We start from the raw sequence: 12,258 nt of genomic DNA, 5'->3' as shown, positions 1-12,258 counted from the left end.
CTTTATGTAAGTTGATGCTATACAAACTTGCAATCGATAGAGTTGAAGCCCTCAGCAATACAGCATAGCTGCTTTCTTCACTGCTAATACTCGGAACCTCACCCTGCTATCAGGGCTACGGTGTACATTTATAGGGGCGCACAGCTTTGCACCCCTATAATGGAATGTTTTTAACTGGAAGTCCCTTAGTGTTTATCTAAAGATGGATAAGTGGAGAAGAGACATTAATAGCTAATTGCTTTGTCAAAAAAGTTGACTAAAGTAGTTTTTGTGTAATATAGTATATTACACCAGGAATGAGTTAGATTAAAAAAAATTCCTAGTACAGTACGGTGAAAATAAAATTACTATTTATATCTAAGTAAGTGAGATTACAAGCAAAAATTTTAAAATCTTATATTTAACACCAAATAACTCTATTAAAGGTATATTAACTAAAAAAATATGGATTTTGACTATTTTAGAAACAATGAAGGCACTCCTACAAATAATACCCGCCAAAGCTTGCTTGCTAGCGGTTGGCGGCCGTTTAACCGAGAGTTAGATTGGGGGTTTTTGTGGCAACTTTTGCATAGCGACTCGCGCGAATTAACTCAAAAAAGTTTGAATTTAGCGAGTAATGTTGCTGATATTTTGGGACGAAATAATTATGCTTGGTGGGCTAATTTATTAAATATTGTATCTGATAATACCCGCTATGAAGTGGAAAAATTTTGGAATTACATTACACCAGATCCTCAATCACCAGATCATCGCTACAAAGATGTTTTGAGTACAGAAACACCTATCGTCCAATTTGTCAGTCGTAGTAGCATTCCCATTGATTATGTTCTTAACCGATTACAAGAAATTACTGTATTGAGAGTTTTAGGTGTGTTGGGTAATCCTGACATTATTACTCAGTATTATTCAGAAAGAGATTTTTATTTTCCGATAGATAAATTTATTAGCTGGGAACGTTTAGATGTTATCAATACTGTTTATGCTTACTGGGCAAAGCATGACGTTTGGTTGCAAATTGATCCCTACGATCGCGGGCGGCGACAATATAGTTTGATGGCGAGGAATCTTGCACCACTAATTAACAAGGCAACTTACGATTTGGCGGTGATGCTGAGTGGATATCAAAGTCGTGTGGGTAAAGTTCACAGCCAATTTAGCATTCGCACATTTCCAGCAGATATCCAAAACTTTACTGATTCTGTACAGCAAGCTATTTTGAATCAAAACCAGTTAGCGGTTGTTGTACATGGCAAACCCGGTACTGGTAAAACAGTCTGGACACAGGCAATAGCAAAAGAAATTCTTGTCCCTTTAGGATATGTAATTTTTATTTTAGACCATGATGCGATCGCTAATTTTGTCCCTCCAACTTACATAGAGCGGATTTGTATTGTTATTAATGAAGCTGATAATCTAGCACAAAATCGCGCTTCTGAGGTAGCGCAATACAACAATAAAACCGAACACATTCTCAGTTTGCTGGATGGCACTTTGTATCAGAGTGTAATTGATGAGTCTGGTATTCAGATGCAGCAACGCTTAGTTGTCTTGATGACTTGTAATACTACTGAAAGATTAGATCCAGCCATATTACGTAAAGGTCGGGTAGATTTAATGTATGAGTTTACACAACTATTTATTTGAAGGAGGGAGGGCGCAGGGGAGCAGGGGAGGATAAGCCCAATTCCCAATTCCCAATTGCCAGTTTTAATGAAAATTGCTGTATTTCTACTTTCACCAGAGTTTCACATGTTTTTGCGATACAAGCTGATGCTGTTTGCGCCAAGCCTGGGGAGGTAAACCGTGATGTTGGCGAAACTGGCGGGAGAAATGAGACACATCTTGATAGCCTAATGCTTTCGCTATTTTTTCGACTGTCTGATTATTATTTTGGAGCAAAAAACGAGCGCCCGCCATGCGGCGTTTGACAATCCAGCAGTTTACAGTCTCTCCCGTCTGTCTTGCGACTCGGTTAGTTAAGTAAGCGGGTGAGTAACCAACAGCAACAGCCACATCACACAAAGTAATTCCTTGATGATAATGAGCTTCGATAAAGTCAAAAACTTCTTTTAATTGGGGAACGGCGGGAAAGATTGACTTAGAAGAAACTGTGACTTCTTCATCAGAGGTTTCTTCAGGTGCGATCGCAACTGTAGTATTATCTGCAAATACTGATTTTGGCGCTTTCTCAGATTTCATCGTACACCAGTTTTGTAGAGTAGCTTGCTTTTGCAAGCGAATAGCGATCGCTCTGAGCAATTCGTCTAGTGTAGAGGGTTTGGTAAGATAGTCATCTGCTCCCAATTCCATAGCTTTGCGAACATCTGCTTTGTTACTACTCCCAGTCAAAAAAATAAAGGGAATAATTGCTGTCATAGGATCTTGGCGTAGCGTATTTAAAACACTATAACCATCCATATCGGGCATTGTAATATCGCAAATTACCAAGTTAGGTATACACTCTTGTGCTTGTTGGATACCAGCAAGTCCGTTGTTAGCACCAATCGTATCAAAGCCTTTAGCCTTAAGACCTTTTAAATAAAGATCGCGGGTAACATTATCATCTTCAATGACGAGAATTTTATTTGAGGATTCGTACATCATTTTTTATTACCATAACTTTTTCCAGAAGCTGTTTACTATTACGCTGTCACGTAAGTTTGCTTATCTTTAGTTTGGTTTAGCCGGATTATGCCATGTTTTACTAAACTTTTTTGTGAGGATGTAAATCGGCACGATCTTAATTACTTCCTTCCGAGAGTTGTGATTGTTAAGTTGTTAATTAATAACTATCTTCAATTGAACATTCATAACTCGGAATTAGTAAACTATGATTTGGTTAATGGCAATATCACAGTAAATGTAGTGCCTACACCAAGTTTACTTTCTACAGAAACTTGACCATGATGTAAGTCTACAAGGGTTTTAAGAATTGACAGTCCCAGTCCAGTACCAGGTATACGATCGATATTACTACCACGGTAAAATGGCTCAAATATTCGTTGTTGATCTTGTACTGAAATACCGATTCCCCGATCTTTTATCTGGAAAATTACTTGCTCATTTTCGCAACACAGTTCCAAATCAACTGTCATCCCGGAGAGAGAATACTTTATTGCATTATCAAGCAAATTTTTCAAAATCGGCTCTAACAGTTTTTTATCTATGCAAGCTGTTACGGAATTTTCTTGACTGACAAAATTAATCGGAATTTTGTTAACACTCATCTGCATTTGTGCAACTAAGTCATTACAAAACTCAACTAACTCAAGTGGTTTTGGTTCATAGCTGATTTTGGCTGATTCTGCCTTAGAAAAGAACAAAATATCATCCAACATGTGACTGAGTTGTTCGGTAGCCTTTTGAATATGATCCAGTAGTGGTTGGATTTTCTTCTGTGTAGGTTTGTCTACTTCTTCCTTTAGTAAACTATTAGAAAATGAAACAATATTTAGTGGAGTTCGGAATTGATGGCAAACCATAGAGAGAAAACGCGCTCTAAGTTCACTAAGTTGTTTTGCTTGTTCTAAAGCTTGGTTAAGACCTAATTCTGCATATTTGTAATCTGTAATATCAATGCCTGCAATCATTTCTACAGGTTTTCCACCAAAATCTAGCACTCCATCCAGCATTACAACCGCGCAAGCTAACCAGCGCTCCGTGCCGCTTTTTGTCAGAATATTCATTTCCTGGTATTCAAAGTTAGTTGCTTCACTTTGCTTACGTACCTGTCTACGTTTTTTGCTCTTAATCAGTCGGCGAATATCAAAACCTGTTAACAATTCCTCTTTTGTGTAACCAGTGAGTTGCTCTACTGCTGGATTTATGTAACAAAGCCGCGTACCTTGAATTAGAAAAGTGCTGGTATCTGTCGTTTCGGCTATTGTCCGAAATCTAACTGCGTTTAGCCGCAATGCTTCTTCAGTCTGCTTCGATTGAGTAATGTCCCAAATACTCCAGACTCTACCAATAATTTTTCCCTCTAACCACTGAGGCTTAGAGTAGTGTGCAAAAACTCTCCCATCATTCAATTCCAGAATGTCGTAGCTCTCAAAATCTGATTGGCTAGACACTTCCCAAATCAGCCGACTAAAGGCTTGCGGATCTTTAAGTTGGTTCTCAAAAAAGGCTTTGCATCGAGGACATTTCTTAGACAATATTAGGGACTCTGGAATCTGCCACATCTCCAAAAATTTCTGATTCAAGCTCAGAATATCTCCCTCAAAATTAACTGCTACAATCCCAATGGCAGTAGATTCGAGAGTAGAACGAAGTAAAGAAAGAGATGTTTCTAGCTCTACTTCTTTTGCCTTGAGTTGAGAAAATTCCTGTTGCAAATTGTCTTTGGCATCTCTTAATTCATCAGTCCACTTCTGCACACTCAATTCTACTATTTCATCACTTATTTCCCGCGCAAAAGCACAGCCAAATTCCATATCTTGTTGTTTTACATAGCTAATGGATATTTCTACCAGAAAGATCAGACCTTTTTTTGTGCGGTAGCGAGACTTAAAGGTAAGAGAACTCTGTGAGCTAATATTTGACCAATTATGTAAAGCAAAATCTACGTCTATATCATCGAGCCTCATAGTAAGTAATTCCTCACGGGAATACTCAGTCATGCGACATGTGGCATCGTTGACGTAGAGAAACTGCGCGTTTGATCCTAAACAGAAGGCAGCATCTACAGCGTGATTTATTAGGAAGTGAGCAAACTTCATCTCTACTTCTGGTTGTAACACGCCTTGGTTCTTTGATCTAGCTAATGTATATTCGCCAGAATTCATCTTCCTACTTCCTCTGGATAATCAATCATTACCATAGCCATTAATCAGTTAATAGTCGTAACTATTAAAATTTTTGGCGCACTGTTAGGCAGTTAAAAAATAAAGTTAGTTAGTAAGTTAAAAAAGGTTACTAACGGTGTTAACAAAACTTATCATACCAATAAACAGGAGATTGTTGAACTAAATTTTCCTAAAAAACCAAAACTTTTCGAGTTTTTGATGGCATTAAAAAGTGTAGACTAATTAAATCCAGATTAGTCAATAAACTTCTTAGATAGGAGTTCAAAACTCTCAATCCATAAGAAGTATAAAAGATATTTTAAATTTAAACTAGTACAGATCGGCGGAAATCAACCTACTATTTCATTACAGCCAGAAAGCCTAAAATTAAAGTATGCGTAACTTTTGACTTCCGCCTTGCGGTACTAGCCCTACACCAGAACTAAATAATGGTTCACCAACCTAAAATTGCTGGGTTTCGACTGGGGAAAGGTTAAAGGAGAAAGATTTTTATCCTTTAAATTTTCCCTTGCCAAGGACTTTAGCGAACTACTAGTACAGTACGGCGGAAGTTTGCCCACCTTTAACCAGTTGCTTGAGCAACTGCTTACGGACTTCCAAATAAAAAAATACTCAACTACTTCTTGTGGGGTGGGCAACATGAGCGCCCATATACAAAGGCGGGCAAGATGCCCACCCCACAAGATTGGGTAATTTATTTGTTGGAAGTCCCTTAAACAACTTGTCTGACCTAAATGAATGAAATTTTAGTCATCAATTTATTTTCTTAATTTATCTTAACTTACTCTCTCAGGTATCTAACTATAAAAGAATACGCTTAGTCATCCGTCATAAGAAATACGTCAAATTAAACAAATGCATGTGTTTTCACTTAATCAAATGTGTTCGTTTTATCATAGATAAATATTTCATTCTTGAATTAAGTATATCAGCTAGATTATATGTTACAAAAATATAGTTTATTTGTACTAAATACTGAATCCTAAGTCATCTCTCAAAAGACATATAGTGATTCTCAATTTGAAGAAAGTTAAGAAAGGATGTCTTTATCGTTACAAATAATTGACTCAAACAGTTTTTGGTGACAATATAAAGACCACCAAAGTGTTGAAGTTCGACTCATGCTTTAATTCAGATAAAAAGTTGTGTAAGTCTTAAAGCAAAAGAATTGACAACTACATCAAAAGATTTTCTATTGTGAATTGGGCAATGTGTCAGTTCTGCGATGCCTACGGCGGGCTACGCTTACGCAGAATGTCAATTTTTCAGAATGACTAAATTGAAAATGTGAAAAATACTGTAAAAGCAAAAGAATTGACACTTTTATCAAAAGATTTTTCATTGCAGATATGCTTCTCTCATAGTAGCCATCGCCAGTTAAGAACCTCTTTAGGCAGTTAAATAAGTAGGTCAGCGTTATTAAACTTAACTATATTAAGTTTAAGAAAGTTTATGAGAAGCAGTTGAGTTAAGCATTAGTTGCTCCTTTGCATACTTTTAAATGATTTAGTTTTCCCCACTAACCGACTTCAGTATTGTAATTATCACAGCTAAAGCGAAAAATTTGACACCTCCATCAAAGGATTGTCGATTGCACAAGAGTTATCATCCCCTCTATTCTGGTTTCTAGAAGCACAGCCTTACTTGCTGTATGCTTTGCCAAAATTTTTTGGTAGTGCGCTCACAACCATCAATCAGTAGCAATCAACCGTTTCTACTATCGAGCAAACTCGGTTATACCTGTCACAAGCAACAGAGTTGTTCGTATTAAATATTGCTAGCGCTGTGATTGTAAACTAAAAAGCCTTTGTGTAACTTTATGTAATTGCGTGAAACCAATGAGTCAAAACTATACTGGTTCAAACTCTCCTCTCATCACCACAGAACCATACAAAGAACTTCCAGCAAATAGATATGTAGAGTCTTCTCGTCAAGTTGATGAATCGGAGCAGAATGGGGGAATTCAGCCTTTTTTAAATGACGAAACACCTCCAACCCTTTCAGTTGCTGATGCGATCGCTCAGATGTTGGAAAATTTGGGAGTAAGCTACGCTTTTGGTGTTGCTGGTGGTGCAATGGCCAGCCTTTGGGGGGCGTTATCCAATAGCAGCATAGAAGTCTTAAACTTCCGCCATGAAGCCGGAGCAGCCTTTGCAGCAACAGAGGCATACTTTGCCAATAATCGCCCCACTGTAGTTTTTACCACAGCCGGGCCGGGGATCACCAACGCCCTGACCGGATTATTTGCGGCTCGTGGTGAAGGTGCAAAGGTGATTTTGCTATCGGCTTGCACCTCAGCCCCGCAGCGTGGACGCTGGGCAATTCAAGAAACCAGCACTTATACATTGCCTAGTGGGGGAATTTTTACATCAGGAGCGCTATTCAACTATGCCATCACCATTGAATCTGCGGCTCAACTTCCACAGATTTTTCGCAAACTGGCGATGGCTTTGGCGCAACCAGGCGGATTTGTTGCCCATTTGAGCATTCCCACGGCTGTGCAGACAAGTTTAGTTGAGGATGTAGCCTTACCTCAACTAGATGTTTTGCCATTTCCGATGACTCCTTCAAAAGAAGCGATCGCTAAATCTGTAGAGTTATTATCATCTGGCCCCTTTGCCATCTGGGTTGGTTTCGGTGCGCGTGATGCAGCAGAAGAAATCCTCGAACTCGCTGAAAAGACTGGAGCAGCAGTTATGTGTTCACCCCGTGGAAAAGGTATCTTCCCTGAAGATCATCCTCAATTTGTGGGTGTCACAGGTTTAGGTGGTCATGCTTCCGTCTTAACTTATATGGAAGAACAACCTCCACTACGTACACTCGTATTAGGAACCCGCCTTGGTGAACCGACTTCCTTTTGGAGTTCGGCGCTAGTTCCCAAAGGAGGCTTTATCCATGTAGATATTGACCCAGAAGTGCCAGGTGTAGCCTATCCACAGGTTGAAACTTTCGGGGTTCGGTCTGATATCAAAGCTTTTGTGGAAGAGTTATTGGAGCAATTACCAGATGCTCCTCATTCCACAACTTTGTCGCTACCTCGTCCCGAACACAAAGCAATTGAACCTGCACCAGATGTAGATTATCCAGTGCGGCCAGAAGTATTGATGGCAGCAATTCAAAAGATAATTGTTGAAGGTAGCGATGCCGTAGTCATGGCGGAGTGTGGTAACTCCTTTACTTGGTCAACCCATCTACTCCAATTTACCGAAGCCAATCGTTACCGAGTCAGCACCGGAGTCGGCGCAATGGGTCACGCTGTTACTGGAGTGTTGGGTGCAGCGTTGGCAAGTAAGACCAAAGCTGTGGGGATTGTTGGCGATGGGGCAATGCTGATGAATAACGAAATCAGCACAGCCGTGAAATACAAAATTCCAGCGATTTGGATTGTCCTCAACGATGCGCGTTACAACATGTGCCATCAAGGGATGAAAATCTTGGGATTAAAGGGCGCAGATGCAACACTTCCACCCACAAACTTTGCCATGATTGCTCGTGGGATGGGAGCAGAAGCGATCGTGGTTGTTAGAGAGTCGGATATTGAAGCGGCATTAGAACAAGCGATCGCATCAAGTGTTCCCTTTCTCATTGATGTCGTGATTGATGCCGATCGCCCAGCACCTTCTGGTGGACGGAATAAGAGTTTAGCGGCGCAAGGAGTTAAATCAAATCCGGCGAAAAATGCAGCCAAGCAAGTTTCATTTCCAATGGTTTGATTTTAAAAGCTGGTGAATTTTTTTTACGAACCGCCAACACGCCAAGGAAGAAATTTTATTAGTTGTGTAGCAAATTCTCTGCGTTCCTTTGCGCTACACTCTGCGATCCTTTGCGTTTAAATTCCAACCTTAGATTCGCCAGCATTTCTTACTTCATCCAATCTTAATATTCCAGAGTCTGTTTGTTTCTACATCTTTACATTTTGTAATGGTCATTACTTTACCCAAATTGAGAAACCAAAATGCTGCTATTTGAAACTGTTAGAGAAATGGGTCACGAACAAGTCCTGTTTTGTCATGGTAAAAATCCCGAAATTAAGGCAATTATTGCCATCCATGACACAACCTTGGGCCCCGCGATGGGAGCTACAAGACTTATGCCTTATGTCAACGAAGAAGCTGCTTTAAAAGATGCGCTGCGCCTGAGCCGGGGAATGACATATAAAGCAGCCTGTGCAAACATTCCGGCTGGTGGTGGTAAAGCAGTTATTATCGCTAATCCTGAAAATAAAACAGACGAACTCTTGAGAGCTTACGGACGTTTTGTTAACAGCCTCAATGGACGTTTTATTACCGGGCAAGATGTCAATATCACCCCTGATAATGTCAGAACAATCAGTCAAGAAACGAAATATGTTGTTGGAGTATCAGAAAAATCTGGTGGCCCTGCTCCCATAACATCGTTAGGAGTTTTTCTAGGAATTAAAGCTGCTGTAGAGTCTCGTTGGCAGAGCAAAAGACTTGATGGCATGAAAGTTGCAGTTCAAGGCTTGGGAAATGTCGGTAAAAATCTCTGTCGTCATTTACATGAGCATGATGTCAAGCTTTTTGTAAGCGACATAGATCCAGCTAAAACAGAAGAAGCAAAACGGCTTTTTGGTGCAACTATCGTAGAACCAAGCGAAATTTACAGTCTTGATGTAGATATCTTTTCTCCTTGCGCTTTAGGAGGAATTCTTAATAGTCATACAATTCCTTTTCTCCGAGCTTCTATTATTGCTGGTGCAGCTAATAATCAATTGGAGAATGAGCAATTACATGGTCAAATGCTTACCAAAAAAGGGATTCTCTACAGCCCTGATTATGTAATTAATGCTGGAGGACTAATCAACGTTTACAACGAAATGATTGGTTATGACGAAGAAAAAGCCTTCAAGCAAGTGCATAACATTTATGACACCCTGTTAGCGATTTTTGATATTGCCAAAGTTCAGGGAGTTACTACCAACGATGCTGCTAAACGATTAGCAGAAGACCGCATCAACAATAGTAAGCGAAGCAAGACCCAGGCGATCGCAGCTTAATTTTTATTATCTTCAGGAGTGAAAAATGGAAAGAAATACTTTTGCAACATCAGCTTACATTGCGACTTCACCAGAGAGCGCCTTTAACTACCTTTGTAGTTTAAAGAACTTGGATGAATGGACACTTTATAGCCGGATGAAAGAGCAAATTGACGAAGATACCTGGCTTGGAACTGCATCTGGTTATCACAAAAATCTCTATTATCACGTTAAGAAACTAGAAAATCCGCTTTTTTATGGCATTGAGTGGCATTGCGGATTAGAGTATCAGAAATATTTCCAAGTTTACCCTGTTTTGCTGTTTCCTACAGACTACATCGAGCCGGGTACAGATGAAAAAGGCGTGTACTTTCACTGGTTGAGTTTTGTCGATCCTAAACGACAGACTCAGATGATTATGCAGGGAATTCATACAGTACACACTTCTGAATGTCGTTCTCTCAAAGGTAATTTGGAACGCAAAGCTGGTCTGACCTCAGCAGCCAAAGGAAGCCATTTTATCGATACAGACACCATCTATGTTGATGCCCCAATTGAAATCGGCATTGAATACTTAAAAGACTTACGAAATGTAGATGAGTGGGCGCATTTACTCCGTCCAAATGGTGATATTACTTCTGAATCAGGTGAATTCAAAGATGAATATGACCAAAAGGTAAAAGTTTCTGTACGAGTCCATAGTCTGAGTAAATATTACTTACTTGAACAAGAACATTTTTATCCAGACTACGAATATTATCAGCGTTCCGTAGCCTTACTTATCCCAACCGCTTATGCTTTCGCTGACCCCGAAGCTTCTGGTTTTATCCTGCATAGAATTACATTCTGGAAAACAGATGGAACTGTTACCCACGGCAAACTTCAAATTGAAGACTTTGGTGCTGAAAGCATGAACATCAAACGTTTACTCGAAGCCAAAGCCGGCAACCTCAAATCATTCGACCGGGGAATGAGCTATCTACCAAAAATTCAAGAATCCCTAGTTACTAACTAAAACCTCAGCGTTCCTTTGCGTTTAAAATTCCCCCCTCAATTCCCTGCAACACATGAAACTAAAACCACTTACTATTACCATCCTTACCTTTTGTGTTGCCGCCTTTTCTGGAATGAAAGCTGCATCAGCCACATCCTTTTCAGTCATCGCCGACGGTTTATATAATGCCGGAGGTCTGAGCTTTGGCCCTGATGGTAGTCTCTATGTTACAGAGGCGGGAATCGGGGGAAGTGGGGCTTGTGTTCCACCCGCAAGCGGTGAAGGTGATTCATTATGCTATGGCACAACTGGGGCAGTTACCAAAATTGAGAATGGTAAAACCGAACGCATACTTACAGGACTTCCTTCCTTAGCATTACCAGATGGCACTGGAGCCGCAGGCCCTCGTGATATCAAATTTGATGCTACAGGTAAACCTTATGTTCTGATTGGGTATGGGGCTAATCCAACCTTTCGCGATCGCAATTTAGGTGAAACTGACCTCGGTAAAATCATCACTGCCGATTTTAATACTAACTCCTGGACGACTATTGCCGATTTAGCTAACTACGAACTCGCTAACAATCCCGATGGTGGTGATGTCGGGAGCAATCCCTTGGGTTTTGTAATAGATGGCAATAAGTTAGTTGCAGTTGATGCAGGTGCAAACGACTTACTCAGCTTTAATGCTGATGGCAGTAATTTGCAAGCTGTTACCACATTCCCTGAAGACATATTAGCTAATCCCGTCTTTCCACCCTCTGGTACTCCATCCAATGAACCGGCACAAGTACCATCTCAAGGTGAAGAGGTGCGAACGCAGTTTGCAACCCAAGCAGTACCCTCAAATGTGGCAAAAGGCCCTGATGGTGCTTATTACGTCAGCCAATTTACTGGTTATCCCTTCCCTGAAGGTGGGGCAAAAATCTATCGAGTCGGGGCTGATGGTTTAGCAACAGTCTTCGCCGATGGCTTTACCCAACTTACAGATTTGGAATTTGATCCTGAAGGCAATTTGTATGCTTTGCAGTACGCCAATCAATCAGCCTGGAAGGGTGATCTTGATGGTTCTGTGATCAAAATAGCTACGGATGGCACTCGCACAACTCTGCTGAGTGGCAATGGATTAGAGTCACCTAGCGCATTGACGATTGGTACTGATGGTGCAGTATACGTCACCAACCGAGGCGATCGCCCCGGACTTGGACAAGTGATCAGAATTGAGAATACCAAATCTATTCCTGAACCTGATTCTACTTTCGGCGTATTAGCGATCGCTGCTTTTGGCATTGGTTGGTTGCACAAGAAGAGAGCTACTAAACTTCTCGTAAATGGAGTTGTGGCGCTCAAGTAAAGAGTTTCAAATCAATCCTACGTTCCCCAAAGATTGCGATTTGTTGTCTTTAAAACCATAAAAGTTTCCACAAACAAATTATTTAACCCTCAATCTCCAAAGG

Annotated in this window: 7 protein-coding genes; 5 read left to right on the top strand and 2 right to left on the bottom strand. The window is 40.4% G+C overall.

Annotated features, from left to right (window positions below):
• Positions 1 to 444 precede the first annotated feature (444 nt).
• A complete protein-coding gene (locus V7K38_RS23020) occupies positions 445 to 1,647 on the top strand; it encodes an AAA family ATPase (RefSeq protein ID WP_334860991.1) in 1,203 nt (400 codons plus the stop codon).
• A gap of 90 nt (positions 1,648 to 1,737) precedes the next feature.
• On the opposite strand, the gene V7K38_RS23015 is transcribed toward V7K38_RS23020, so the two are convergent.
• The gene (locus tag V7K38_RS23015; RefSeq protein ID WP_334860989.1) at positions 1,738 to 2,607 is read right to left on the bottom strand and encodes a response regulator transcription factor; all 870 of its coding nucleotides are present in this window, start codon (positions 2,605 to 2,607) and stop codon (positions 1,738 to 1,740) included.
• Between the two features lie 224 nt (positions 2,608 to 2,831).
• Positions 2,832 to 4,790 (bottom strand): scytonemin biosynthesis sensor histidine kinase, encoded by a 1,959-nt coding sequence (locus tag V7K38_RS23010; protein WP_334860987.1) that lies wholly within the window; start codon positions 4,788 to 4,790, stop codon positions 2,832 to 2,834.
• A 1,859-nt stretch (positions 4,791 to 6,649) separates the two neighbouring features.
• Between V7K38_RS23010 and scyA the strand changes: the two genes are divergently transcribed.
• The 4 genes from scyA (at position 6,650) to V7K38_RS22990 (ending at position 12,155) form a co-directional block, all read left to right on the top strand.
• Positions 6,650 to 8,524 carry a scytonemin biosynthesis protein ScyA gene (gene scyA / locus V7K38_RS23005; protein WP_334860985.1) on the top strand — a complete coding sequence of 625 codons (1,875 nt, stop codon included), beginning with the start codon at positions 6,650 to 6,652 and terminating at the stop codon, positions 8,522 to 8,524.
• A 242-nt stretch (positions 8,525 to 8,766) separates the two neighbouring features.
• Complete coding sequence (gene scyB, locus V7K38_RS23000) at positions 8,767 to 9,828, top strand: tryptophan dehydrogenase ScyB (protein WP_334860983.1); 1,062 nt, start codon at positions 8,767 to 8,769, stop codon at positions 9,826 to 9,828.
• A 25-nt stretch (positions 9,829 to 9,853) separates the two neighbouring features.
• Positions 9,854 to 10,822 carry a scytonemin biosynthesis cyclase/decarboxylase ScyC gene (scyC, locus tag V7K38_RS22995; RefSeq protein WP_334860981.1) on the top strand — a complete coding sequence of 323 codons (969 nt, stop codon included), beginning with the start codon at positions 9,854 to 9,856 and terminating at the stop codon, positions 10,820 to 10,822.
• Positions 10,823 to 10,874: 52 nt separating this feature from the next.
• Positions 10,875 to 12,155 (top strand): ScyD/ScyE family protein, encoded by a 1,281-nt coding sequence (locus V7K38_RS22990; RefSeq protein WP_334860979.1) that lies wholly within the window; start codon positions 10,875 to 10,877, stop codon positions 12,153 to 12,155.
• The last annotated feature ends 103 nt before the right edge of the window (positions 12,156 to 12,258 follow it).

Source organism: Nostoc sp., assembly GCF_036917465.1.
In the GTDB taxonomy this organism is placed as follows: Bacteria; Cyanobacteriota; Cyanobacteriia; order Cyanobacteriales; family Nostocaceae; genus Nostoc.
The sequence above is the reverse complement of the archived record's forward strand: the minus strand, read 5'-3'. Positions and strand labels throughout refer to the sequence as shown.